General features: G+C 70.9%; 22 protein-coding genes. 14 read left to right on the top strand and 8 right to left on the bottom strand.

Going from position 1 to position 23,812, the window contains the following annotated elements; all coding sequences use genetic code 11:
• The first annotated feature begins 172 nt into the window (after window positions 1-172).
• Together OG975_RS30400 and OG975_RS30395 are read left to right on the top strand one after the other, a co-directional pair.
• Window positions 173-1,606 carry an MFS transporter gene (locus tag OG975_RS30400; RefSeq protein ID WP_406332555.1) on the top strand — a complete coding sequence of 478 codons (1,434 nt, stop codon included), beginning with the start codon at window positions 173-175 and terminating at the stop codon, window positions 1,604-1,606.
• An 81-nt stretch (window positions 1,607-1,687) separates the two neighbouring features.
• Window positions 1,688-2,311: a cysteine hydrolase family protein gene (locus OG975_RS30395; protein WP_406332554.1), complete on the top strand. Its 624-nt coding sequence runs from the start codon at window positions 1,688-1,690 to the stop codon at window positions 2,309-2,311.
• On the opposite strand, the gene OG975_RS30390 is transcribed toward OG975_RS30395, so the two are convergent.
• Both OG975_RS30390 and OG975_RS30385 read right to left on the bottom strand, forming a co-directional pair.
• On the bottom strand, window positions 2,308-2,760 hold the full coding sequence (locus tag OG975_RS30390; protein ID WP_406332553.1) for a MarR family winged helix-turn-helix transcriptional regulator: 453 nt from the start codon (window positions 2,758-2,760) through the stop codon (window positions 2,308-2,310). The genes OG975_RS30395 and OG975_RS30390 overlap by 4 nt on opposite strands.
• A gap of 97 nt (window positions 2,761-2,857) precedes the next feature.
• Window positions 2,858-3,502, bottom strand: a complete 645-nt coding sequence (locus OG975_RS30385; protein WP_406332552.1) for a TetR/AcrR family transcriptional regulator — start codon at window positions 3,500-3,502, stop codon at window positions 2,858-2,860.
• Window positions 3,503-3,628: 126 nt separating this feature from the next.
• Here OG975_RS30385 and OG975_RS30380 point away from each other — a divergent pair, with 126 nt between their 5' ends.
• The 3 genes from OG975_RS30380 (at window position 3,629) to OG975_RS30370 (ending at window position 6,948) form a co-directional block, all read left to right on the top strand.
• Window positions 3,629-4,612, top strand: coding sequence for an aldo/keto reductase (locus OG975_RS30380; protein WP_406332551.1), 984 nt, complete (start codon window positions 3,629-3,631; stop codon window positions 4,610-4,612).
• Window positions 4,613-4,716: 104 nt separating this feature from the next.
• Window positions 4,717-5,673 (top strand): SDR family NAD(P)-dependent oxidoreductase, encoded by a 957-nt coding sequence (locus OG975_RS30375; RefSeq protein WP_406332550.1) that lies wholly within the window; start codon window positions 4,717-4,719, stop codon window positions 5,671-5,673.
• 18 nt (window positions 5,674-5,691) lie between these two features.
• Entirely contained in the window at window positions 5,692-6,948 is a 1,257-nt protein-coding gene (locus OG975_RS30370) for a low temperature requirement protein A (RefSeq protein WP_406332549.1), read from the top strand.
• Between the two features lie 56 nt (window positions 6,949-7,004).
• Here OG975_RS30370 and OG975_RS30365 read toward each other — a convergent pair whose 3' ends face one another.
• The gene (locus OG975_RS30365; protein ID WP_406332548.1) at window positions 7,005-7,589 is read right to left on the bottom strand and encodes an ArsR/SmtB family transcription factor; all 585 of its coding nucleotides are present in this window, start codon (window positions 7,587-7,589) and stop codon (window positions 7,005-7,007) included.
• 91 nt (window positions 7,590-7,680) lie between these two features.
• Between OG975_RS30365 and OG975_RS30360 the strand changes: the two genes are divergently transcribed.
• The 5 genes from OG975_RS30360 to OG975_RS30340 all read left to right on the top strand — a co-directional run bounded on the left by OG975_RS30360 (window position 7,681) and on the right by OG975_RS30340 (window position 16,331).
• The gene (locus OG975_RS30360; protein WP_330306958.1) at window positions 7,681-8,091 is read left to right on the top strand and encodes a hypothetical protein; all 411 of its coding nucleotides are present in this window, start codon (window positions 7,681-7,683) and stop codon (window positions 8,089-8,091) included.
• A 101-nt stretch (window positions 8,092-8,192) separates the two neighbouring features.
• A complete protein-coding gene (locus OG975_RS30355) occupies window positions 8,193-11,393 on the top strand; it encodes a tetratricopeptide repeat protein (RefSeq protein ID WP_406332547.1) in 3,201 nt (1,066 codons plus the stop codon).
• An 11-nt stretch (window positions 11,394-11,404) separates the two neighbouring features.
• Window positions 11,405-14,008 (top strand): AAA family ATPase, encoded by a 2,604-nt coding sequence (locus OG975_RS30350; RefSeq protein ID WP_406332546.1) that lies wholly within the window; start codon window positions 11,405-11,407, stop codon window positions 14,006-14,008.
• A gap of 5 nt (window positions 14,009-14,013) precedes the next feature.
• Window positions 14,014-15,294 carry a CHAT domain-containing protein gene (locus tag OG975_RS30345; protein WP_406332545.1) on the top strand — a complete coding sequence of 427 codons (1,281 nt, stop codon included), beginning with the start codon at window positions 14,014-14,016 and terminating at the stop codon, window positions 15,292-15,294.
• Window positions 15,291-16,331, top strand: coding sequence for a hypothetical protein (locus OG975_RS30340; protein WP_406332544.1), 1,041 nt, complete (start codon window positions 15,291-15,293; stop codon window positions 16,329-16,331). Before OG975_RS30345 ends, OG975_RS30340 begins: the two co-directional genes overlap by 4 nt.
• Before the next feature lie 65 nt (window positions 16,332-16,396).
• On the opposite strand, the gene OG975_RS30335 is transcribed toward OG975_RS30340, so the two are convergent.
• Both OG975_RS30335 and mca read right to left on the bottom strand, forming a co-directional pair.
• Window positions 16,397-16,690 carry a hypothetical protein gene (locus OG975_RS30335; RefSeq protein WP_406332543.1) on the bottom strand — a complete coding sequence of 98 codons (294 nt, stop codon included), beginning with the start codon at window positions 16,688-16,690 and terminating at the stop codon, window positions 16,397-16,399.
• Between the two features lies 1 nt (window position 16,691).
• Complete coding sequence (mca, locus tag OG975_RS30330) at window positions 16,692-17,552, bottom strand: mycothiol conjugate amidase Mca (RefSeq protein WP_406336535.1); 861 nt, start codon at window positions 17,550-17,552, stop codon at window positions 16,692-16,694.
• A gap of 161 nt (window positions 17,553-17,713) precedes the next feature.
• Here mca and OG975_RS30325 point away from each other — a divergent pair, with 161 nt between their 5' ends.
• Both OG975_RS30325 and greA read left to right on the top strand, forming a co-directional pair.
• Window positions 17,714-18,109 (top strand): DUF4307 domain-containing protein, encoded by a 396-nt coding sequence (locus OG975_RS30325; protein WP_406332542.1) that lies wholly within the window; start codon window positions 17,714-17,716, stop codon window positions 18,107-18,109.
• Window positions 18,110-18,319: 210 nt separating this feature from the next.
• The gene (gene greA, locus OG975_RS30320) at window positions 18,320-18,817 is read left to right on the top strand and encodes a transcription elongation factor GreA (protein WP_327431265.1); all 498 of its coding nucleotides are present in this window, start codon (window positions 18,320-18,322) and stop codon (window positions 18,815-18,817) included.
• An 87-nt stretch (window positions 18,818-18,904) separates the two neighbouring features.
• Here the strand turns inward: greA and OG975_RS30315 are convergent, their stop codons facing one another.
• The 3 genes from OG975_RS30315 to ilvA all read right to left on the bottom strand — a co-directional run bounded on the left by OG975_RS30315 (window position 18,905) and on the right by ilvA (window position 22,128).
• A complete protein-coding gene (locus tag OG975_RS30315) occupies window positions 18,905-19,762 on the bottom strand; it encodes an ABC transporter permease (protein ID WP_406332541.1) in 858 nt (285 codons plus the stop codon).
• Window positions 19,759-20,769, bottom strand: a complete 1,011-nt coding sequence (locus OG975_RS30310) for an ATP-binding cassette domain-containing protein (protein ID WP_406332540.1) — start codon at window positions 20,767-20,769, stop codon at window positions 19,759-19,761. The genes OG975_RS30315 and OG975_RS30310 overlap by 4 nt, the downstream gene beginning before the upstream one ends.
• 129 nt (window positions 20,770-20,898) lie before the next feature.
• The gene (ilvA, locus tag OG975_RS30305; RefSeq protein ID WP_327431262.1) at window positions 20,899-22,128 is read right to left on the bottom strand and encodes a threonine ammonia-lyase; all 1,230 of its coding nucleotides are present in this window, start codon (window positions 22,126-22,128) and stop codon (window positions 20,899-20,901) included.
• A gap of 164 nt (window positions 22,129-22,292) precedes the next feature.
• Here ilvA and OG975_RS30300 point away from each other — a divergent pair, with 164 nt between their 5' ends.
• Together OG975_RS30300 and OG975_RS30295 are read left to right on the top strand one after the other, a co-directional pair.
• A complete protein-coding gene (locus OG975_RS30300) occupies window positions 22,293-22,805 on the top strand; it encodes a MarR family winged helix-turn-helix transcriptional regulator (protein ID WP_406332539.1) in 513 nt (170 codons plus the stop codon).
• A gap of 403 nt (window positions 22,806-23,208) precedes the next feature.
• A complete protein-coding gene (locus tag OG975_RS30295; protein ID WP_406332538.1) occupies window positions 23,209-23,712 on the top strand; it encodes a sigma factor-like helix-turn-helix DNA-binding protein in 504 nt (167 codons plus the stop codon).
• Window positions 23,713-23,812 lie beyond the last annotated feature (100 nt).

The following is a 23,812-nucleotide window of genomic DNA, read 5'->3' as shown; positions in this document are numbered from 1 at the left end:
GTGCACTCCGATCCCCCGTCGACCGAACCCTCCGGCCACTCCCGGGTGGACTTGAAATAGGCAGGCATCCTGCTTATCTTTGTCAGGCAGCCTGCGCATTAGCATCGGGATCTCCCCGGCAGGCCACCCCCGCCACAGAGGTCCCGGAGGTCCCGGAGGAAGGAACCGCGCCATGCCCCTCGCCGGTGACACCCACGCTCCGGAGCGGGCGGCCGAGGCCGGAGCGCCCCATGGCAATCCCTTCGGCGCACGCTTTGTGGCGCCGCTGTACCTGGGGGCCGCGCTCAATCCGGTCAACAGCTCGATCATCGCGACGGCACTGGTCTCCATCGCCGCGGCCCTGCGCATCCCCGTCGGGGACACCGCGATCCTGATCTCCAGCCTCTATCTCACCAGTGCACTGGCCCAGCCGGCCGCCGGGCGCCTCGCCGAGGTGTTCGGGCCCCGGCGGATCTTCGTCGCCGGTATCGCGCTGGTGCTCGTGGCCGGGATCGTCGGCTCGCTGGCCCACTCGCTGACAGCGCTGATCGTGGCCCGGGTACTGATCGGCGCGGGCACCTCGGCGGGTTACCCGGCGGCGATGCTGCTGATCCGCCGCCGCGCCGAACAGGCCGGGCACGAGGCCCCGCCGCGCGGGGTGCTCGGCGGTCTGTCGATCACCGGTGCCGCCACCGTCGCCATCGGTCCCGCCATCGGCGGACTGCTGATCGGCTGGTCGGGCTGGCGCACCGCTTTCTGGATCAACATCCCGGTCGCGGCCGTCGCCCTGATCCTGGCGCGGGCCGGGATCGCGCGGGACCCCGACCCGGTGCGCTTCGGCTCGCTGCGCGCCTTCGCGTCCCGCATCGACCTGCTGGGCATGCTGGGCTTCGGCGGCTCGCTCACCGCGCTGATGATCTTCCTCTCCGCGCTGCCGCACTTCGACCGGCCCGCGCTCGCCGCCGCCCTGGTCCTCGCCGTGGCCCTGGTCGGCTGGGAGCTGCGCGCCGCCCAGCCCTTCCTCGACGTACGCCTGCTCGTCACCAACGGGGCCCTGACCCGCACCTATCTGCGCAACGGCCTGACCCTGATGGGCACGTACGTGATCCTGTACGGGCTCACGCAGTGGCTGGAGGTGGCCCGCGGCCTTTCCGCCTACCAGGCCGGGCTCGCGCTGATGCCGATGGGCGCGCTGACCGCCCTGGCCGCCCGGGTGGTGTCGCGGCGGGCGGGGGTGCGGCTGCCGCTGACCGCCTGCGCTGTTCTGCTGCTCGTCGGCGCGGTGGCCGCGCTGTTCCTGGACAGCGGCACCCCGATGGCGGTGGTCGTCTGCGTCACCGCGGTCTTCGGCCTGACCTCCGGCGCCGGAACAGTCGCCAACCAGAGCGTCCTCTACCAGGAGGCCCCCGCCAACGCGCTGGGCACCGCCTCCGGACTGCTGCGCACCTTCGGCTACCTCGGGTCCATCGCCTCAGCGGCGATCACCGGCACCGCCTTCCACAGCGGCGTGGACGACAGCGGCCTGCACCTCATCGCGTGGGTGCTGGTCGCGATCTCCGCCCTCGTCCTCATCATGACCGTCCTTGACCGCCAGTTGGCCGGGGCCGACCGGCAGCACACGAACTGAACCCACGCCGCCCGGAGCCCGACCCCGGGCGCCGGCCCATCCAGAGACCCCCCACACAGCACAGAAAGCCGATCCACCGACATGACCACTGGTACGCACACCACCCCCACCATCGACCCGGCCCGCACCGCACTGCTGCTGATGGACTTCCAGCCCCTCGTGCTCGGCGCCGTGCCCGACCCGGAGGGCGTGCTCGCCCGCGCGGGCGAGGCACTGGCCTGGGCCCGCGCCCACGGTGCGCACGTCGTCTTCGTACGCGTCGCGCTCACGGAGGAGGACGCCGCCGCCGTGCCCGCCCACAACAAGACGTTCTCCCAGGCCGCCGCGGCCGGGTACCTCACCGACGGCACCCCTGCGACGGCGGTGCACGAGTCCCTGAAGGCCGAGGAGGGCGATCTGACCGTGCGCAAGATACGGATCAGCGCCTTCGCGGGCGACACCGATCTGCGCGCCGAGCTCCGCGCCCGGAACGTGGACACCCTGGTACTCGCCGGGCTCTCCACCGGCGGCGTGGTGCTGACGACCCTGCGGCAGGCGGCCGACGAGGACTACCGCCTGTTCCTCCTGGCCGACGCCACCGCCGACCCCGACCCGGAGGTGCACCAGGTCCTCGTGGAGAAGGTCTTCCCGAGCCAGGCCGAGATCATCAGCACCGCGGACCTCGCCGCCCTGAGCGCGGCAGGACGCCAAGGGCACTCACGCTAAGGAGTCTCGTAGTCGGCCAGGCGATTCATGATCTCGGCGGCCTTGTCGAGCGACCGACGCTCGGGGGCTCTGAGCGCGGTCCCGATCACGCCGGCCAGCCATGCCTCACGGGCCGCCGGGATCCGCTCGGTCAGCGCCCGTCCGGCGGGGGTCGCGCTCACCAGGGACTTGCGCCCGTCGTTCGGGTCCTTGGCGGTGGTGACCAGCGCACCGTCGCGCAGAGCGGTCACGGTCTCCGCCATCGACTGGCGCCGTACGTGCTCGGCCTGCGCGAGCTCGCTCACCGTCATCGGACCGTCCGTCACGACCCGGTGCAGCGTGGTCAGATGCGACCAGTTCCACGGCAGGTCGTCGATCGGCGCCTCGGTGCGCAGCCGCGCCCGCAGCCGCGTCATCGCCCGCATCAGCTCGACGGCGGTGTCCTGCGGCGGGACCGGTTCGCTGCTCACCACGTCAGCATAGGTCAGGCGGCATCCGTCCTGACCAGGGACGGAAGGCATCGGGGTGCGGAGATGACAGCGGCCTTCGGACCGCGCTCACCCACGCCTACACGCAGTTGTCGGCGTCCCGGGCCTCGCCCGCGGACGCCCACCAGGCGGGTGCGCACGTCACGGCGGCGTCGACGAGGTCCTCCCGGGTGACGTCCGGGTCACTGAGCCACGCCTTGACGGCTCCGGCGAAACCGTGCGCCAGGAACTGCGCGACCACCTGGTGGTGGCCTGTGCCGGGAACGCCGGGAAGACCGCGGTCTGCGCCGCGCGCCAGGTAGGCCAGGGCGTAGTCGTTGAAGTGGCGCACCAGCGCGTCGTAGACACCGCGGTCCGCGGGGTCGCCGAGGGCGTGCCGGTAGAGGTCCCCGAACCGCTCGACGTGGTCGGCCACCTCCGAGACGGCCAGACGCAGGAGTTCCAGGCCCGGGTACCCCTCGGCGCGGCGCCGGTCCTCCCGCCGGTGCCCGGTCTCCAGGTCGGCGTCGAGCACCTCGATGAGCGGATCCAACACGGTGCCGTAGCGGTTGTAGAAGGTCGCCCGGGTCACGCCCGCGCGCTCGGCCAGGTCGGCGACCGTGATCTGGGAGACGGGCCGTTGCGAGGCGAGTTCGACGACGGCCTGCCGCAGGGCGCCGGTGGTCCGCGTGATGCGCGGGTCGGTGCGCTCACTGACCACTACGGCCTCCACGTGTCCGCCCACAGCTCGATCCTTGCGTCCAGGAAAGCCGCAGAAGAGTGCAATATGCCATAAACGCGTCTAATATACACATGTCAATGAGATGTGAGGCCGAGGTGCCCACCCCGGCCCGTTACGCGAGGAGAAGCCATGGAAAGGCAAGCACTGGGCAGCCAGGGCCTGACGGTAGGCACCCAAGGCCTGGGCTGCATGGGCATGAGCGTCTTCTACGGCGCCACCGACGAGACGGAGTCGCTGGCCACCATCGACCGTGCGCTGGAACTCGGCGTCACTTTGCTGGACACCGCCGAGAGCTACGGCCCGTTCGTCAACGAGCAGCTGGTCGGCAAGGCGGTGGCCGGGCGCCGGGATGCCGTCGTCCTCGCCACGAAGACGGGCGTGGAGATCACCGATGACGGCGAGGTACGCGACCTCAATGGCCGGCCGGACTACATACGCCGCGCGCTCGACCGGTCGCTGCGGCACCTGGACAGCGACTACGTCGACCTCTACTACCTGCACCGCATCGACCCCAAGGTGCCGATCGAGGAAACCGTCGGCGCGCTGGCCGAGCTGGTCGCCGAGGGCAAGGTCCGGCACATCGGCGTGTGCGAGGCGTCCGCGGAGACGATCCGGCGCGCCCATGCCGTGCACCCGCTCGCCGCGGTGCAGACCGAGTACTCGCTCTTCGAGCGCGACATCGAGCACAACGGAGTGCGCGACACCCTCTCGGAACTGGGGATCGGTCTGGTCGCCTACTCCCCGCTGGGGCGCGGCTTCCTGTCCGGCTCGATCACCAGCCCCGACGACTTCGCCGAGGACGACTGGCGCCGGACCGACCCCCGCTTCCAGGGCGAGAACTTCGACCGCAACCTCGATGTCGTCCGCGAGGTCCGCCGCATCGCCGCCGGCAAGGACGTCACGCCCTCCCAGCTGGCACTCGCCTGGGTCCAGCACCAGGGCGCGGTCGCCATCCCCGGCACCAAGCGCCGCCGCTACCTGGAGGAGAACGTCGCCGCGACCGAGGTGACTCTCACCGCCGACGACATCGCCGCGATCGAGGCGGTCGCCCCGCACGGCGCGGTCACCGGCGACCGCTACGCACCCGAGTTCATGGGGACGCTCAACGGCTGAGGGCCGGTCGGCGCCTCACGGGTTCCCGTCGCGGGGCCGGCCCACTTCACGCATGTCATTCGGTTCATTCAGTTCAAGTTCATTCGGTTCAGGAGACTCACCTCATGTCCGCACCTCAGACGCCCCACACGTTCGGGGCAAGCACAACCGCCGCCGAAGTGATCGACGGCGTCGACCTGCGCGGCCGCCGGGCCGTGGTGACCGGAGCCAGTTCCGGAATCGGGGTGGAGACGGCCCGGGCGCTCGCCGCGGCGGGCGCCGACGTCACGCTGGCCGTGCGGGACACCGAAGCGGGTGCCCGCGTGGCGGAGCGCCTGGAGAAGGAACTGCCGCCCGCCTCAGGACAGTTGACGGTGGGGCGGCTCGACCTGGCCGACCGGTCGACGGTCGCGGCGTTCGTGGCGGCCTGGCAAGGCCCGTTGCACATCCTGGTCAACAATGCCGGAGTGATGGCCCCGCCGGAACTCACCCGCACATCTGACGGCCGGGAAACGCAGTTCGGCGTCAACCACCTGGGCCACTTCGCCCTCGCCACCGGCCTCCACCCGGCACTCGCGGCGGCGGACGGCGCACGGATCGTCTCGGTGAGTTCCATCGGCCACCTCTTCTCACCGGTCGTCTTCGACGACCTGGACTACCGCTTCCGTCCCTACGACCCCTGGACCTCCTACGGTCAGTCGAAGACCGCCAACGCCCTGTTCGCCGTCGGTGCCGCCGAACGCTGGGCCGACGACGGCATCACCGCCAACGCGCTGATGCCGGGCAACATCGCGGACACGTCCCTCGCCCGGCACATGGACATGCAGCAGGTGGCCGACTTCATCGCCTCGGGCGAACTCGCGCTGCCACCCCAGAAGACGGTGGAGCAGGGCGCCGCGACCTCGGTGCTGCTGGCCGCCTCGCCGACGGTGGAAGGCATCACCGGCCGCTATTTCGAGGACTGTGCGCAGTCCCGGCCCGTCACCGAGCGAGCCGGTGCCGTCGCCGGCGTCGCGCCGTACGCCCTGGACCCGGGGAACGCGGCCCGGCTGTGGGCCGTATCCGAGGCGTTCGTCCGCTAGCCGATCTACCCTGCGCGCATGGCCTCGCGACACGAGCAGTGGGCCCGGCTGCGCCGTCAGCTGTGGCAGCCTCCGCGCGCCCATGGCGAGCAGCCGCGCGAGCGGGTGGTCGGCCCGCTCGAACTGTTCTACGACCTGGTGGTGGTCGTGCTGGTCGCCCAGGCTGCCCACCACTTGGCCGGGCACCTGACCTGGCACGGGCTGGGTGAGTTCGCCGCGGTGTTCGCGCTGGTGTGGATCGCCTGGTTCAACGGCACCCTCCACCACGAACTGCACGGGCGCGAGGATGCTCGCGGCCGGATCATGTTCCTGCTGCAGATCCTGGTACTCGTGCCGCTGGGTGCGTTCATCCCCGAGGCGGGTGGCGCACGCGGAGTCGCGTTCGCCGTGGCCGCGGGGGTGCTGTTCGCCGTGCTGGCGGTGCTGTGGCTGCTGGCCGCACGCGGTGACAGCCCCGAATTCCGCCGCCCCAGCACGCTGTTCGTGACCGGGACGGCAGTCTCCGCGGTCCTCCTGGCCGCGAGCGCCGCCCTGCCCGCAGGCGTCCGCGTGCTGACGTGGGGCCTTTGGGCCGTCGTCTACCTGGTGGGGTTCGCGGTCATGGTCGGTACGGCCACCCCGGTACAGGCGGTCGCTCTCAGCGTGACCGACGCGCTCACCGAACGGTTCGGGCTGTTCATCATCATCGTGCTCGGCGAGACCGTGACCGGAGTGGTCGACGGACTGACCCACGAGCCGACCAACGCGCTCACCCTCGCCGTCGGACTCGTCGCCGTCGTCGTCGGCTTCGGTGCCTGGTGGACGTACTTCGACTTCGCCGGACACCGGCGGCCCAGGCCCACCCGCGCGAGCACCGTGCAGTGGATGCTGATCCACTTGCCGCTCATGGCCGCGATGGCCGCCATGGGGGCCGCGATGGTCGGCCTCGTCGAGCACGCCCACGACAGCAGGACCCCCGCCGCCACGGCCTGGGTGCTCTGCGGGGGCGCGGCGGTCGTGCTCTGCGCGACGACGGTGCTCGCGACCTCCCTGCGCGTCTGGCGCCCGGACCGCGGGCTCTACCGGCCGCTGGCCCGCACCTGTGTCGCCATGGCCGTCGTGTGTGCGGGAGTCGGTGCCGCACGCCCGGCTCCACTCGTTCTCGGCCTCGCCCTCGTCCTCCTTTTCGGCGTCCCCTGGGGACTCGCCGTCGCCTACCGCCTGTCTCACGAAGAGGGCTCCGCCGCCGAGGAAGTGCCAGGGGCTGCGGAACATCAGGACGACAACCGGCGCTAGGACTTACCCGCGTTCCGCGCAATTTCGCGGCCCGGGACGGGGATCGAAGGCCGCCCTCATGGGCCGGTCGGCTCACTCCCCCGCTCCGCCACGGCCTCCGGGACGGCATAGAAGCGCAGGTACACCTGGCGTGCCCCTTCGGGGGCGTCTTCACGAGGGTGGCCGTACCGGTCCAGGAGCGCGCGGTACTCGCGTACGAAGTCGACGAGTTCGTCCCTGGTCATCCAGTTGCCGGAGCGCTGGACCTGGGACCACCCCTCGGGCCCCGCGTACTCCTTGTGGGCCCGGAGATAGAGCTCGGTGTCCATCTCGATCTTCAGGCGTGCCACGCCCTCGGCGGCGGCGTACTCCTCGGGGCGCATCGTGGCCGGATCGGGTGCGGTGTGGCTGAACGGGAGGGCCCGCCACCAGCGTTCACGGCCGCCCGACTTCTCCGGGATCTCCTCGATGAGGTGCTGCTCGGCGAGCTTGCGCAGGTGGTAGCTGGTCGTGCCGGAGCTCTCGCCGAGCTCCCTGGCGAGCACGGTGGAGTTCGCCTCGCCGTGCCGGCCCAGGTAGTCGAGGATGCGGCGGCGCAGGGGGTTGCCGAGGGACTTGTACAGGGCGGTGCGTTCGAGGCTGGTCAGCTCGGGGTCGGGCATGCGACCAGTATCCCCGGCCCGCTTCCTTCCGCAGAATGAGTTCTGCAAAATTTCCTTTGCAGAATTTCCTCTGCGGTTCTATCGTGGAGGCATGCGAACGAATCGTGCCGGAACGAATCGCGCCGGGATGCGGACCAAGTGGGCTCTCGTGCTGCTCGGCGCCACCGCCGTGGCGCTCGTGCCGTGGATGGTGCTCCTCGTCCGTACGCTCCCGGCGAGCGCCGAGGTGCGGAACTGGCAGGTGGCCTGGGTGGGACTCGACGTGCTGATGGCCGCGGGCTGCGCGGCCACCGCCGCGCTGGGCCTGCGCGGCAGTCCGCACGCCCGGCTGACCGCGTCGGCGACGGCCTCGGTCGCGGTGCTCGACGCCTGGTTCGACATAACCACCGCGCAGCCGGGCGCCCCTCTCGTCCAGGCCCTGGCCTGCGCGGTGGCGGAGGCGGCGCTCGCCTGCGCGTGCGTGTTCCTCGCGCTGTCCAAGGGGCACGCGGTGCGTGAATGACCGGGGCGGCCCTGCCCGAATGATCGCCGGGCCTCTCGCCTTCGCGTCCCGCACGAAGGACACTCATAGGCAAGGGAGTTGCTGCCGGAGGGGGACGTGACATGCGGGACAGCCATCGGGCGGAGGCCGAGCGGCTGTTGGCCCGGGCCGTGGAGGAAGAGGTACGGCGCTCGGGAGGACGCTTCGACGGGGCCGTGCTGCTGTCGAGGGCGCGGGCCGCGCTCGACGCCATGGGAGAGACGGCCGCCGAGGAGTACGGGGCATATACGCGGGCCCTCGACGAGGCGGAGGCGGGACGGCTGACGTTCGGACAGCGCTACGCCCGGGAGGGCGCCGGAACGTCCTTACTGGTCACGGCCGTTGCGGCAGTCGCGGCCGTCGTCGCGGACCTGGCGCTCGATACGGGCGCGGGGACGGCGTTCTGCGCGGGCGCCACGGTGGCGGTGGCGGGCGCGGCGGCCACCGTGCTCAAGGTGACGGCCTCGCACCTGCCGGCCGCGAGCCGCCGCGCCGGTGCCCTGGGCCAGCCCGGCGGCGCCGAGCAGTTGCGCCTGCAGTGGCTGACAGCGCTGGAGGTGCGGGGCATCCGCCCGTTCCTCGACCAGCAGCGGGTGCTCAGCGCCTCCACGGGCGCGAAGCAGGGTGCGCCCCAGCTGCGGCGCACCGACAAGAGCGCGGCGGCGCGGCGGCGCAGTGTCCTGGAGCAGTCTTTCGGCCAACTTCCCGAGCCGGAAGGCCCGTTCACGGGCCGCCGGGCCGAGATGTCGCGGGTCGCGCAGTGGGTGCACGCGGCACGGGCGAGCACGGAGTCGAAGCCGACGGTCGTCGTGCTGCACGGCGCGCCCGGCTCCGGCCGCAGCACGCTGGCGATCCGGGCGGCGCACGATCTCAAGGACCAGTTCCGGGGCGCGTGCGTGGTGGACCTGCGGGGCGACAGCCCGGACGACCCGCCGCTGACCACCCGCGACGCACTGCTCCACCTCCTCAACCGCCTCGGCGCACCCCGCGAACAGCTCCTCTTCCGCGAGCGTTCCTCCCAGGACCAGCAGGTCAGGCGACTGAGCGAGCTGTACCACCAGCATCTGACCGGGCTGCCGGTCACGATCGTCCTCGACGACGCGTCGGACGCCGAGCAGGTACGGGTGCTCGTCCCCGAGCGCTCCGAGAGCCTGGTCCTGGTCACCGCCCGCAAACCGCTCGACCTGCCCGCCGACCTCCCCGCCTGGGTGCACCAGATGCCCGTCGAGGCGTTGGACGCGGGGGGCGCCGAGGAGCTGCTGAACGCGTCGGCGCAGGACGCCTCGGGTCCCTACGACGCCGAATCCTCCGACCGCGTACGGGAGTTGTGCGGCGGACTGCCCCTGGCCCTGCGCATCGCGGGCTCCTCCCTCGGCCCCCGTACCCCGCGCCAACTGGCCTCCGACCTGGCGGCGTACGGCCCGGTGGAACCGGTCGAGCGAGTCCTCTGGCTGCGCTACACGGACCAGTCGGACATGGCACGACGGCTCCTGCGCCGCCTGGCCCTCGCCGGCCGCGCCTCCCTGGGCACGGCCGCGGCGGCGTCCTTGCTTGCCACGGACGAGCCGGAGGCCACCCGCCACCTCACCGCCCTCTCCCGGGCGGGCCTCATCGACCACGTCCGCGGCAGCCGCTACCGCCTGCACGATCTCGTACGGGCCTTCGCCGGCGCCCGCCTCCTGGACGAGGAGGAGCCGTCCGAGCGTACGGCGGCACAGGAACGCCTGATCGTGAACTACGCGGAGCTGGCGGACTCGGTGATCCGCCTGGTGGACGGCAAGACGTCGACACGCGCGGATCAGTTTGGGCCGCACGGCTTCACGTCTCTGGATGCCGCGCTCCGCTGGCTGGACGACGAGTCGAGCTTCATCACGGCGGCACTGCGGCAGGCGGAAGGCGTCAACCAGGCAGCCGTACTGAACCTGCTGGGCGCCCTGTGCGACTACTGCCTCCTGCGCGGCGACCTCTACCGCCTGGGCGAGATCAGCGAGCTGACGCAGGCCGTCGACCAGGGCCTGCTGGTCCGCTCGGTCCAGTGGCGCACGGGCATCGCGGCCCGCCAGCTGGGCGAACTGGACAAGGCCCGCACGACCCTCACCTCGGTGGTGGACCTCTACTTCGAGGCCCACCACGACGCGGGCGCGGCAAGGGCGCTGTGCTCCCTGGGCATCACCCTCCACCACCAGGGAAACCTCACCGAGGCGGCGGCCAAACTCCAGGAGGCCATGGACCTCCAGGCCTCCCCCGACCTCGCGGCCGACCGCGCCTGGACGATGCACGCGCTGGCGGCGGTCGAGCGGGACCGCTCCCGGCTCGCCCGGGCCCTGGAACTCCTCACCCAGGCCCTGGTCCTGCACCGCGAGGGCGAGTCCGTGCACGGCGAGGCCTGGGCCCACTTCCAGCTCGGCCAGCTGGGCCTGCGCATGGGCGACGTACCGCGCGCCGAACGCGAACTGCGCGAGGCCCTCGACCTGTACGGCCGCACCCGCGACGCCCGCGGCGAGGCCTGGGCCCTCACCCAGCTGGCCCGCGCCCGCCTCGTCGACGGCGACCCGTCCACCGCGGTCGCCGGCCTGCGCCAGGCGGCCTCCCGTCACCGCGAGAACGAGGACGCGCGCGGGGAGGCATGGACGGTCTACTACCTGGGCCAGGCCTTGGAGGAGACGGGCAACCTGGACCAGGCGGTGCGCGAACTGGAGCGCTCCAGGACCATGTTCTCGCGCATGCGCGACGTCTACGGCTTGGCGTGCGCCCGCCACCACTCGGCCCGCGTCACCCGCGACCAACGCGCGGCCCAGACCGGCTCCTTGCGCAACTCGGGCTTCGCCCGCCAGCTCCTCGTCGACGCCCGCGCCGACTTCCAGCGCATCGGCGTCGCCCACGGCGAGGCATGGACCTGCCTGGAGCTCGCGGTCGTGGACGCCGGAAACGCCCGTACCCAACAGGCCCTGACCCTCTGCGAGGAGGCGATCGCCCTCTTCACGTCGTACGGCGACCACCGGGGCGAGGACTGGGCCAAGTTCCTGAGGTGCACGCTCCTGCCGTACGCCGCCCCGGGCGGCTACGAGGTCGGCGCGGCGGTCGCCCAGGAGGAACTCGCCCAGCTCTCCCGCACCGGCCATGCGTCCCGGGACGCGAAGCTGGACGACTACATCGAGGCGTATCAGCTGTTGCTGGAGCGGGGGGTGGACCTGGACGCCGGGTGGCAGGCCTGGCGGTTGGGGATGGTGCCGGGGCGGCATGCCCGGGATGTTATGGGGGTGGCGGTGAGCACGGCTCGGTAGGGCGTACGGGGATGTTCGGGGACGAGGGGGATCCGGTGGTGCTGGTCGGGCGGTCGCGCGAACTGGCCGGTGTGCGAAGGCAGTTGGCAGGTGGTCGCCCCCTGGTGGTGACCGGGGAGCCCGGCATGGGCAAGTCCGCGTTTCTCGGCGTGCTCGCGCGGCAGCTCGCCGAGGAGCGAGGACTTCCGGTGCACCGCGTGCGCGTCGCGGACTTCGGGCTCCGTTCCGATGTCACGCTGCTGCGGTTGTTGGGGGCATGTGGTGAGGCCGGTTCGAGGGCTCTCGCCGAGGTGGTCGGACACGTTCCGGCGATGGTTCCGAACGCGGTCGTCCATGTCTGTCGGCAGCTGTTCCTCGCCCACCCCGCGGTCGTTGTCGTGGACGGAGTCCCCACGGGCACCGCGGCGGATCGCCTGCTCGCCGACCTGGTCAGCGCCTTCTCCAGGACGCTGTCGTTCCTTCTGGTGGGCTCGGCGGACGCCCGGCCACCTCAAGGCGCGCAGGTGGCGCTCTGTCACCTGCGCCCGCTGGACCGAGCCGACGCCTCGGCGCTCATCCTCGAGACAGCAGGGAGCCGTGGCCCGACAGCCGTGGCGGAACTCCCCGAAGAGCTGGTGGAGGCCGCGAGCGGCAATCCTCTGCTCGCCCGGGTCGTGGGAGCCCAGCTGGCGGCCGCGATGGAGAGTGGGCGTCTCCCCACTGTCTTCCGGTTACCGGCCCCCACGTGGATGAGCGATGAGGCGAGGGGGCTTCTCGACTCCCTGGCCGCCCTGGGCGCCGAGGAGTTGCCCGCGGATCTCGTGCACACGCTAGGGGACCGGCCCGCCACGGCAGTCCGGGAGCTGTGCCGTTACGAACTGCTTCACCCGACCGGCGAGGGGACCCTCCGGCTGCACCCCCTGATCCGTTCGCTCGTCGTACGGGACTGGAGCGACGCCGAACTAGATGGCAGGGCGGCCGATGCCGCACAGGCACTCGTCGACGCCGCGGAGGAGAACCCCGCCGCGTTCGGCGACCATCCGGCCGCCTTCGTCGGCCTTGTCGATCGTGCGATCGTGGCAAACGAATTCGTCGATCCTCTGGCGGACCAACTGGCCCAACGCGGCCGACTCGCCGAATTGCTGGTGCTCCGGCAGGTCCTGTGGGCCAGGACGGGAGAAGTGACCCTGGAGGTGCCCCTCGCCGTCGCCACGCGGGAATCCGGACAGCCGGAGCTGGCGGCGGCACTCCTCGGAGCGCACGCGCCCGAGGGCGACGCCCTCCTGGAACAGGCCGTCACCGCCTGTCAAAGAGGCCTCCTCGCAGAGGCCGACCACCACCTCTCCACCCTCCCCTCCGGCCGGGGCGCCGACGCCTGGACCCTCCTCACCCGCGCCACCGTGCACTGCGACCGAGGCGACCTGCGCGCCGCCGGACCGCTACTCAGGCGTGCCGTGGAGGCCCACCAGGTCGCGGGCGACCGGCGCGGCGAGGCATGGACCGTGTTCCAGTACGGGCGGCTGTGCCTGCTGCGCGGCGAGGTCGAGGACGCGGAGAAGCTCCTGTACTCCGCGCGGGAGGCGTTCCACGCGGTCGGTGAGGCACGGGGCGTGGCCTGGGCCGGCACAGAACTCGGGCGGCTGTCACTCCAGTTGGGCCTCACCGGCCCGGAGGATCTCGTCGAGGAGGCTCGCTTCCTGCACGAGGCAGAAGGCGACCGTCGTGGTGCGGCATGGGCCGACCTGTGGTGGGTTCTCGCCAAGGTGGACCGGTTCGGATCCACGTGGAAGAACCTTTTCCCTGCCGTGACACAGCATTTCCGCGACGTGTCCGACCGACTCGGCCAGGCCTGGGCGCTGCACCACCACGCCCTGACCCTCGCCCGGGAGACCGGGACGGACGAAGGCCGGAATGAAGCCGACCTGCTGTTCGACGAGGCCACCCAGCTCTTCGAAGCCGCCGACTGCCCCCACGGCAGGGCCTGGACCCTGCTGGAGCGCGCCCTCCACGACCCCTCCCACCGGTTCCTGAACCACCGATGGGCGGGTGACGTCCGGGACTCGTTCCGCGTCATCGGCGACGAGGCGGGCGAGGCCTGGGTCGACCTCGCCGAGTCGGCGATCGGCACGGCGCCACCGTACGAACTGGCCCGCCGCTGTCCCCCCGCCCTGCTGGACGCCGTGGAGTGGACCGAGGACGGCGATCTGCTCATCCCCCGCGCCGCCCGCTACACCCAGCCCGAACCCCGCCCCGGCACCTACCACCCGGATGCCGCCAGGTCCCACGTCCGCTTGACCCTCCTCGACGACATCCCCGCCCCGGACACCGCCTCCCGTATCGCCCTCAAGGTCGTTCCCGGCGTCCACCATCCGTGGTCCACCGGCCCCCTCCCCCCGCTCACCGCCCGCGCCGTCCCCCTCACGCACGCCGACATCGAGCCCCTCCACGCCATCAGCACCGAAGCCGCGGAGTTCCGCTTCACCCCGCACCGCCCCGGCCGCCACCGCATCCGCTTCACCCTCGCCGACCAGGCCACCGGGACCGTCCTGCAACAGGTGGAGACGGAGATCGACGTGATCGCGTCGTCCAGCCCGGTCCCGCGGATGACGGCTCCCGAACCCGCGCGGAGGGCCTGAGCCCCATGGCGCGCGAACTTCCCACCCGGGTGGTCCAGGACCCGAGCCACGGCTTCACCCGGCACCCGGCTGCCTCCGTCCGCCACCCGGACCTGGTCCTCGCCCTCGACGCGTACGCCGACGACCACATAAGGGCCCGGCTGTACGGCCCGGCCACTCCCCCGTCCCCGACCGAGCACGCGCTGAAGCTGAACGTGAAGCCCGCCTCGGTGACCGCCGCCGCGGCGGACCTGAGGGCGCTGTGGAAGCGGGAACTGGTCGACTTCCAGCCCGTGGACGAGCACGGCATCCCCGTCGCCGACCGCCCCCGGTTCCCGTACGCCACCTGCCCGGATCTCACCGCGGAGCCCAGGGAGGAACGGCGCGAGATCCTCGACGAGCTGGCCCGGCAGGGCGCCTACCTGCTGTACGGCGAGCTCCTCGGCGACGGCGGTCCGGGCACTCGGCGCTTCCGCGACATCCTGACGAGCGCGCTGAGCCGCGAAGAGCCGCTGCGCATCCGCGTCGACTCCAACCTGTTCCTGCCGTGGCCGATGCTCTGTCTGCCGGAGGACCCCGACGGCCCGGACGACGTCTTCCGCCGCTTCCTCGGCTACCGGCACCAGATCGAACAGACCGGCAGCTCGTGCCCGTGTTTCGCGGACGACGAGTCCGCGCTGCCGCCCCCCGTACCGGTGGTGAGCCTGAACCACGACAAGGGCATCGATCCGGAGGGTGTCACCAGAGCCGCCGACGTCGAGACCCCCCTCACCACGGACACCACTCCCGTCGAACGCACCCTGCGCAAACAGCTGCTGGACGCCTTTCGATCGGATGGGCTCGATGAGCAGTTGATGTACTTCTGGTGCCACGGACACTTCCGGAGCGCCCCCGACGACAACTCCCCCTCGTTCGTGGTGCAGTTGAGCGACCACAAGGACATCAACGCCCGCACCCTCCTGGCTCAGCGTGCGACCGCCGACCCGCTGCTCTCCCACCGCCCCCTGGTCCTGCTCAACGCCTGCTACGCGGGGCTGCCCGGCTCCGCCGAGCTGGTTCACCTGGGGGGCGCCCTCATCGGAGCGGGCGCGGGCGGCGTGCTGGGGCCCCAGATCGAGATGCCGCAGATGTTCGCCGCCGAGTACGCGTACGCGTACGTCAAGCGCTATCTCGGCGGCCAGGAAACCGCCGGCGAGATCGCCCACGCACTGGCCCGGCACTTCGCCGACACCTGGAGCAACCCGCTCGGCTTCGCCTACACCCTGCACTGCGGCATGGACAACAGACTGGAGCGGACCACCCTATGAACGCCATGGCGGCCGGGGTGCGCGCCCTCGACGGCCACGCCTTCGACGTCCACACCTTCGACCTCGATGAGTCCGGCTGGCCGCTACGGCCCACTCGGTCGGGCCCGCGCCCGGTGCCCGCCGCACAGCTCGACGCGTACTTCGCCCAGAAGCTCACCCCGCCGCCATGGGCCAGCGACATCGTCGTGTACGTCCATGGCTGGCAGACCTCCCGGGATTCGGCGCTGGAAGCCGTACGCGACCTGCTCGGCCTTGTCTCGCGGCAGTACGACGGGCGCCGCGACATCTATCCGCGGCTCGACGCTCCGGGGCGACCGTTCGTCCCGTGGCCGGTCCTGGTTCGCTGGCCGTCCCGCTCTCTGCCGTCGCTAGGTGGCTATCGGCGCATCCGGGACCGCGCCCACGCCATGTCCACCGGCGGCGGCCATGCCGCGGGGGTCATCGGGCAACTGCTCGGCTATCTGGACACCCGTCGGGCGGATCCGGCGGCCGCTCCTGTCCTGGCGAACCGCGGCGGCCAGTACCTGCACTTGGTGGGGCACTCGTTCGGCTGCCGATTCCTGTGCGAGGCGGTTCAGTGGGCGGCGAACCGGCGAGACGGCACCACGCTCGGCTGGTCCACTCCGCAGCCGCCCGGCCGCCCGTTCACGGTCGACTCGATGCTGCTCCTGCAGATGGCCAGCCCCCGCGACGCCTTCGCGTCGACGTTCACCGCCCTCGCCGAGGCCCCCCTGCGCGGCCCCGTCGTGGCGACCTACTCCCAGCACGACCGCGCCACCGGCTTCTGGCATCTGCGCGCCGAGAAGCGGGCGGGCATCGGGTACGCGGGGATCGGCACCGCGCCCGCGCCGGTGTCCGCCATCACGATGCGGGGCGTCGAGGAGCCGTATCCGCACGACGTCCTCGACCACCGCTTCGTCAGCGTCGACGCGAGCGAGGTGTACGTCCGCGGCAGCGGCCCGGCGGGCGCGCACTCCGACCATCTGCGGCCGGAGTCCGCGCACCTGCTGCTGTCACTGGCGGACCACTCGCGCTGAGGCACGCCGAAGGCGTGCGCACGAACGAACGGCTCGCACGAACGAGCCGTTCGTCGCCCGGTGGCTCAGCCCTTCGCGGGTGAGGCCTTCCCGCCGGAGGCGGAGGCCGAGGCCGAGGCCGAGGCCGAGGCGGGACCGGAGCCCGCGCCGGCGCCCTTGCCGGAGGCCGCCGCGTCGTTCTCGGGGTCCTCCTCGAAGGTGACCTTGCCCATGTGCTTGCTCATGGACTTCATCAGGCCCCATACCGCCAGGGCCATCACCGCGAAAACGATGAAGCCGAGGACGCCGGGGGTGACCTTGTTCTGGTCGACCTCCTTGGCGAGGGGGACGAGGTGCGTCAGTGCCAGGCTTGCGCTCATGTCAGGCATTGTCGCGGATGCCCGCAAAGAGGTCGTCCTCGGGGAGGGAGGTATCGACGAGGGACTTCACGAGCTCGTACTCCTCGGTCGGCCAGACCTCCTTCTGGACCTCCATGGGGACCTTGAACCAGCCGCCCTCGGGGTCGATCTGCGTGGCGTGCGCGATCAGCGCCTTGTCGCGAATCTCGTAGAACTCGGCGCACGGGATGTGTGTGGTCAGCGTGCGCTCGGTGCGCTCGAACTCCGACCAGCGCTTCAGCCACTCCCCGTACGGCGACTCCAGGCCGCGGTCCAGCATGGCGTTGTGCAGCGCCTCGGTGCGCGGGCGGTTGAAGCCCTGGTTGTAGTAGAGCTTCTGCGGCTGGTACGCCTGGCCGAACTCCGACTCCGGGTACTTCTCACGGTCCGTCGCGCCCTCGAACGCCACCATCGAGATCTTGTGGGTCATGATGTGGTCGGGGTGCGGATAACCACCGTTCTCGTCGTACGTGGTGATCACGTGCGGGCGGAACGAGCGGATCTGCCTGACCAGCTCACCGGCCGCCTTGTCCACGTCCTCAAGGGCGAAGCAGCCCTCGGGGAGCGGCGGCAGCGGGTCGCCCTCGGGCAGGCCGGAGTCCACGAAGCCGAGCCACTCCTGCTTGACGCCGAGGATCTCGCGGGCCTCGTCCATCTCCTTCTTGCGTACCTCGTGGATGTGCTCCTCGATGTACTTGTCGCCCTGAAGCTTCGGATTGAGGATGGAGCCGCGCTCCCCGCCCGTGCAGGTCACGACCAGCACGTCCACCCCCTCGGACACGTACTTCGCCATGGTGGCCGCGCCCTTGCTCGACTCGTCGTCGGGGTGGGCGTGCACGGCCATCAGTCGCAGCTGGTCAGTCAAGACTCAATCCTCAGTAAGTCGGCCAGTCGGCAAGTCGGCGCCCGGCGTTAATCGGCTTGATGGGCGGCTTCTATAGTGACGGAATCGGGGGGCGAATAATTCCGGGGTCCTGCCTCGTGGACCTCGCGGAGAGGACGATCATGAGTACGGTGCAACTGCCCGAGGGCCGGTACGGCCGCTCCGCGGACGAACGCGCCGACCGCAAGCTCAAGGTCGTCGGCAGTGTGCTGGGAGTGGCCCTGCTCGTACTGGTGGGCTGGTTCGCCTACTACTACGTCGGCGGCAACAAGATCAGCGCCGAGGTGATCACCTTCAAGGCCGTCTCCGACAGCGCGGTCGAGGCGCACCTGGAGGTGCGCAAGGACACGGATGCGAGCGGCTACTGCACGGTCCGCTCCCAGAGTGCCGACGGCACCGAGGTGGGCCGCGCGGACTTCCGCTTCGACCAGCACTCCTCTCGTATCGACAAGGTGGTTACCCTGCGTACGACGGCCCGGGGCTCCACGGCGGAGCTGCTCGGCTGCCATGCGGACTGAGCGGAACCGAACAGACACGGAACGGGAACGGACACGGGCTGACATCACCCTCAGCACCTAGCCCCTGACCTGCATTGACGTAATTCTGATGTCTTATGTCCTCCCCTCCGAGCCACTGAATTGTTAGGCTCGTGGTTTCGCCCACCCGTGAAGGAACATTCTTCTGGGTAGGGCGATGCTTTGTATTCCCAGTACCTACGAGGAGCACCTGTGACCCAGACCAGTGAGAGCGTCACCTGGCTGACCCAGGAGGCGTACAACCAGCTCAGGGCCGAGCTGGAGTACCTGTCTGGTCCCGCGCGCACGGAGATCGCCGGCAAGATCGCGGCCGCGCGCGAAGAGGGCGACCTGCGCGAGAACGGCGGGTACCACGCGGCCAAGGAAGAGCAGGGCAAGCAGGAGCTCCGTGTGCGCCAGCTGACCCAGCTCCTGGAGAACGCCAAGGTCGGCGAGGCTCCCGCGGCGGACGGCATGGTCGCGCCGGGCATGGTCGTCACCATCGCCTTCGACGGCGACGAGGACGACACCTTGGACTTCCTGCTGGCCTCGCGCGAGTACGCCAGCTCCGACATCGAGACGTACTCCCCGCAGTCCCCGCTGGGCTCCGGTGTGAACGGCAAGAAGGTCGGCGAGGACGCCCAGTACGAACTGCCGAACGGCAAGTTCGCCTCGGTGAAGATCCTCAAGGCCGAGCCGTACCAGGGCTGAGCCCAGGACCAGCGACTACGACGGTGCCCCCGGCCGCGCGGCCGGGGGCACCGTCATGCCCAGGTCACGATCGGCCGGTCATCGCCCTCACGCCGTCGCCGAGCGGTACTTGCGCACCGCCAGCGTCCTGAATATCACGACGATCAGGACCGAGTAGATCACCGAGGCCCAGATCGAGTGCTGCATGGGCCAGGCGTCCGACTTCGACTGGCCCGGGTTGGCGAAGAGCACACGGGAGGCCTGCACCGTGGCACTGAACGGGTTCCAGTCCGCGATGTGCCGCAGCCATGGCGTCATGTTGCTGGAGTCCACGAACGCGTTCGAGATGAACGTGACCGGGAAGAGCCAGATCAGTCCGCCGGACGTGGCCGCCTCGGGCGTACGGACGGAGAGGCCGATCAGCGCACCGATCCAGGTGAACGCGTACCCCAGCAGGAGCAGCAGGCCGAAGGCGCCGAGAACCTTGCCCGCGTTGGTGTCGCCGTCGGAGCCCACGCGCCAGCCGACCAGCAGGGCGACCACGGCGAGCACCAGCAGGGTCAGCGCGGTCTGCACGAGGTCCGCGAGTGTGCGCCCGGTCAGCACCGCGCCGCGCGCCATGGGCAGCGAGCGGAAGCGGTCGATGAGGCCCTTGTGCATGTCGTCGGCGATGCCCGCGCCGGCGCCCGCGGTGGCGAAGGTGACGGTCTGCGCGAAGATGCCGGCCATCAGGAAGTTGCGGTAGTCGGTGGGGCTGGTGCTGCCGCCGATCTGCATGGAGCCGCCGAAGACATAGCTGAACAGCACCACGAACATGATCGGCTGGATCAGTCCGAAGATCACCATCTCCGGGATCCGGGACATCCTGATCAGATTGCGCTTGGCGACGACCAGCGAGTCGCGGATGGACTGGCTGAACGGGTTCGAGGGCGCCGCGATCTGCACGGCGTCGGTCACGGCACTCACTTGCCGGCCTCCTTCTGGCGCTTGGGACCCTTGCTGCCGCCCGCCGCTCCGTTGCCCTCTTCCCGCTCCTCGGCCATATGGCCCGTGAGCGAGAGGAAGACGTCGTCCAGGGTGGGGCGGCGCAGGCCGATGTCGTCGATCTCGATGCCGCGGGTGTCCAGTTCGCGGATGACCTCCGCGAGGAGCTTCGCGCCGCCGGTGACGGGCACGGTGAGCTTGCGGGTGTGCTCCTCGACCGTGGTCTCGCCCTTGCCGAAGCCGCGCAACACCTCGGAAGCCGTCTCCATGTGCTCGCGCTCGTGCACGACGACCTCGACACGCTCGCCGCCGGTCTGCGCCTTGAGCTGGTCGGCGGTGCCGCGGGCTATGACGCGGCCGTGGTCGACCACGCAGATGTCGTGGGCGAGGTGGTCGGCCTCTTCCAGGTACTGGGTGGTCAGCAGCAGCGTCGTACCGCCGGAGACCAGCTGCTTGATGACGTCCCACAGCTGCTGGCGGTTGCGGGGGTCGAGGCCGGTCGTCGGCTCGTCCATGAACATCACCGGGGGCGAGACGACCAGGGCGGCCGCCAGGTCGAGCCGGCGGCGCATACCGCCCGAGTACGTCTTCGCGGTGCGGTCGGCGGCGTCGGCGAGGTTGAACTGCTCCAGGAGTTCGTCCGCCCGCACCTTCGCGGCCTTCGCCTTCATCTGGTAGAGCTGGCCGACCATTTGCAGGTTCTCGCGGCCGGTCAGGTACTCGTCGACCGCGGCGAACTGTCCGGAGAGGCCGACCCTGCGCCGGACCGCGTCGGGGTGTTTGAGTACGTCGATGCCCGCGACGACCGCCGTGCCGCTGTCGGGGCGCAACAGGGTCGTCAGACAGCGGACCGCGGTCGTCTTTCCCGCGCCGTTCGGCCCGAGCAGGCCCAGAACGGTGCCTTCCGGGACATCGAGATCGACGCCGTCCAGAGCCTTTACGTCACCGAAGGTCTTCACCAGGCCTTCGGCATAGATGGCGCCTGGCATGTGAGTTCTCCACGTCGTTGGGGATTTTCACGAAATGAGCAGCAAGAGACACACCGTAACGCGATGTATCGCGTCGCTCAACAGATTTTTCCACCCGGGACTGACAGTGGCCCTGACGCGGCCCTGACCTCAGTCGATGACCGTGTAACCCGCCTCGCGCAGCGCCAGGTTCACCTCGGCGCAGTGCTCGGGCCCCTTCGTCTCCAGGTGCAGCTCGACCTCCACCTCCGTGAGTCCGAGCCGTGGATCGGTCCGTACGTGGCTCACATCGAGGACGTTAGCGTCCGCCACTGACAACACCCCGAGAAGTGTGGCCAGGGCGCCGGGACGGTCGGTCAGCCGCAGCGTCACCGCCAGGTAGCGGCCACCCGCCGCCATGCCGTGCCGCAGGATGCGCTGCATCAGCAACGGGTCCACGTTCCCGCCCGACAGCAGGGCCACCACCGGGCCCTCGAAGGCCCCGGGCTCGCGCAGCAGCGCCGCGACGGGGCTCGCGCCGGCCGGTTCGACGACCAGCTTCGCGCGCTCCAGACAGAGCAGCAGCGCGCTGGACAGATTGTCCTCGGAGACCGTGCGCACCTCGTCCACCAGCTCCTCGACAAGGCGGAACGGCACATCGCCCGGCCGTCCGACCTTGATGCCGTCGGCCATCGTCGCCGGGTTCTTGATCGACACCGGGCGCCCGGCCGCCAGCGACGGCGGGTACGCCGCCGCGCCTTCCGCCTGCACACCGACGATCCGTACGTCCGGACGCAGCGACTTCACCGCGAGCGCGACTCCCGCGGCCAGCCCGCCGCCGCCGATCCCGACAACGATCGTGCGCACCTCGGGGCACTGCTCCAGGATCTCCAGACCGACCGTGCCCTGGCCCGCGATGATGTCGGGGTGGTCGAAGGGGTGGATGAACACCGCGCCCGTCTCGGCCGCGTACTCCTGCGCGGCGGCCAGCGTCTCGTCGACCACCTGTCCGTGCAGCCTCACCTCGGCGCCGTAGTCGCGCGTGGCCGCGACCTTCGGCAGCGGGGCGCCGGTGGGCATGAACACCGTGGAGCGCACGCCGAGCAGCGCGGAGGCCAGGGCGACGCCCTGCGCGTGGTTTCCGGCGCTCGCGGCGACGACACCCGCGGCGCGCTCCTCGGGAAGCAGCCCCGCGATCCGCACATACGCGCCGCGCAGCTTGAACGAACCCGTGCGCTGGAGGTTCTCGCACTTGAAGTGGACCGGTGCGCCCACCAGCTGGGTCAGATACCTGCTGCCCTCCATCGCGGTCACCCGCGCCACACCCGTGAGCATCTTCTGCGCGCCACGTACGTCGTCGAGAGTCACGCTGGGAAAGGAGTCAGCCGTGCTGTAGCTCATGACCACCAGTCTCGCAGTTCACGCGGGTCCCCTCCTGGTGTGACCACGCTCCGAGACCGGTTTGCGCAGCCCCGGTACGACCCGCCTCCCGGCCGCGTACCCTGTCCCCCAACCCAGCTCCCCACGCATGAATTGAGCCCCCGGCCATGCCCACAACACCAGAAATGTCGATGGACATGACGACCGTCGGTGACACCGGTCTCCTGGACACGCTTCAGCACGAGGTAGCGGTATTCGCCCGCCGTGCCGAACAGACCCGGCTCGGCGGGGTGGGGCAGGTGCGCAACTCCATGGACCGCGCCGCGTACCTGCTGCTCAACCGCCTCGACAAGGAAGGCCCGATGGGCGTCAAGGCGCTCGCCGCGAGCATGGGCATCGACTCCTCGACGGTCACCCGGCAGGTGGCCCCGCTGGTCGACACCGGGCTCGTCAAGCGCACGTCGCACCCCGAGGACGGGCGCGCGGTGGTGCTCCAGCTGTCGCCGCGCGGGCAGTCCCGGCTCGACGAAGTGCGCTCCTCCAGGCGTCAGTTGATGGCCGAGCTGACACACGACTGGGCGCCGGAGGAGCGCGAGGCGTTCTGCACGCTCCTCACGCGCTTCAACAGCGCGCTTTCCGCCCGCCAGGCCGCGCAGGGCATGCCGGTGTCGGAGCCGGAGCCGGAGCCGACTTCCTGAACTTCCGCGGGGCACTTCACCGTGTCCGCGGTCTCCACGCGCGTGAGGGTGATTTCCCAGGGTTCGCCGGGCGCGCGGGTGACTTCATGGCTTCACGCGCGGGTGGGTGATTTCCAGGGTCCCCGCGCACGTAGGTCGTCCGGCGCGGGCGGGGCGTGGCGCGGCCGCGGCTCGCTGCCGGTTCTGCACGCGCACGGAGATCTTCCCGAGGCCTCCACGCGCGCGTGAACCCTCCCCCTGCTCCCCACTTCCTCCCCTTACGCGCGTGCATGTGCGTCGGACTCTTGACCGGAAGGCGGCGCCTGGCCTCATATGAGACCGGGTCCTTGTCGTACGTGGTGCGGCATGTCGTACGCGGCCGGGGCTCCGTTTCCCTCAGGGTCGCCCTCAGACGGGAGGCGCGGTGCGAGAACGGCATGCGTCCCAAGGCGCCCGCCGGGCCCGGGAGTTCGAGGCGTTCGTCGCGGGCGCGGCCGGGCGGCTGCTGCATGCCGCCACGCTGCTCACGGCGGAGCCCCGGGACGCCAACCCGCGTGCCCGGCGCCTGCTGACGCTGGCCCTCGCCCACACGTACGCCTCCTGGGACCGGCTGCGCGGCGAGGACCCGTACGACTGCGCGCGCCAGCAGCTGGCGGTCCGCTTCGCGCGCGCGGCCTGGCACCAGTACGGGAGCTTCGGGCGGCTCAGGTTCCGTCCCTCCGCCGACACCGTCCTGGCACGGCTCACACCCCAGGAGCGGCTGATTCTGGTCCTCAGGCTGTACGAGGGGGTCGCCGAGGAACAGACGGCGGCCCTGCTCGGGCTCCCCACGGAACGGGTCAGTGCGATCTGCGCCCGCGCGATGGCGACGCTGCTGCACCCGCCGCGGGGCCCGGCACCGACCAGGGTGGAGGTGGCACCCTCATGACTGTGCCGACTGTGCCCTCTCGGGGGACACCCCCCGGACCCCCGTCAGCGGAAACAAGCCGGACCGCTTGTCCGGCGCGCCCGGTGCGCCCGTTGCGAGG

Source organism: Streptomyces sp. NBC_00203 (assembly GCF_045206325.1).
GTDB classification, from domain to species: domain Bacteria; phylum Actinomycetota; class Actinomycetes; order Streptomycetales; family Streptomycetaceae; genus Streptomyces; species Streptomyces lutosisoli.
This window is presented reverse-complemented; position numbering and strand designations above follow the sequence as displayed.

What these genes read in the sequence shown, in the direction of transcription:
- OG975_RS30345 (WP_406332545.1), top strand. Translation starts at nt 14,014, where the DNA reads ATGGCGCGCGAACTTCCCACCCGGGTGGTCCAGGACCCGAGCCACGGC.
- ilvA (WP_327431262.1), bottom strand. Translation starts at nt 22,128, where the DNA reads ATGAGCTACAGCACGGCTGACTCCTTTCCCAGCGTGACTCTCGACGAC.
- OG975_RS30395 (WP_406332554.1), top strand. Translation starts at nt 1,688, where the DNA reads ATGACCACTGGTACGCACACCACCCCCACCATCGACCCGGCCCGCACC.
- mca (WP_406336535.1), bottom strand. Translation starts at nt 17,552, where the DNA reads ATGGCCGTGCACGCCCACCCCGACGACGAGTCGAGCAAGGGCGCGGCC.
- OG975_RS30375 (WP_406332550.1), top strand. Translation starts at nt 4,717, where the DNA reads ATGTCCGCACCTCAGACGCCCCACACGTTCGGGGCAAGCACAACCGCC.
- OG975_RS30365 (WP_406332548.1), bottom strand. Translation starts at nt 7,589, where the DNA reads ATGCCCGACCCCGAGCTGACCAGCCTCGAACGCACCGCCCTGTACAAG.
- OG975_RS30310 (WP_406332540.1), bottom strand. Translation starts at nt 20,769, where the DNA reads ATGCCAGGCGCCATCTATGCCGAAGGCCTGGTGAAGACCTTCGGTGAC.
- OG975_RS30340 (WP_406332544.1), top strand. Translation starts at nt 15,291, where the DNA reads ATGAACGCCATGGCGGCCGGGGTGCGCGCCCTCGACGGCCACGCCTTC.
- OG975_RS30300 (WP_406332539.1), top strand. Translation starts at nt 22,293, where the DNA reads ATGTCGATGGACATGACGACCGTCGGTGACACCGGTCTCCTGGACACG.
- OG975_RS30325 (WP_406332542.1), top strand. Translation starts at nt 17,714, where the DNA reads ATGAGTACGGTGCAACTGCCCGAGGGCCGGTACGGCCGCTCCGCGGAC.
- OG975_RS30350 (WP_406332546.1), top strand. Translation starts at nt 11,405, where the DNA reads ATGTTCGGGGACGAGGGGGATCCGGTGGTGCTGGTCGGGCGGTCGCGC.
- OG975_RS30355 (WP_406332547.1), top strand. Translation starts at nt 8,193, where the DNA reads ATGCGGGACAGCCATCGGGCGGAGGCCGAGCGGCTGTTGGCCCGGGCC.
- OG975_RS30360 (WP_330306958.1), top strand. Translation starts at nt 7,681, where the DNA reads ATGCGAACGAATCGTGCCGGAACGAATCGCGCCGGGATGCGGACCAAG.
- OG975_RS30370 (WP_406332549.1), top strand. Translation starts at nt 5,692, where the DNA reads ATGGCCTCGCGACACGAGCAGTGGGCCCGGCTGCGCCGTCAGCTGTGG.
- OG975_RS30380 (WP_406332551.1), top strand. Translation starts at nt 3,629, where the DNA reads ATGGAAAGGCAAGCACTGGGCAGCCAGGGCCTGACGGTAGGCACCCAA.
- OG975_RS30335 (WP_406332543.1), bottom strand. Translation starts at nt 16,690, where the DNA reads ATGAGCGCAAGCCTGGCACTGACGCACCTCGTCCCCCTCGCCAAGGAG.
- OG975_RS30400 (WP_406332555.1), top strand. Translation starts at nt 173, where the DNA reads ATGCCCCTCGCCGGTGACACCCACGCTCCGGAGCGGGCGGCCGAGGCC.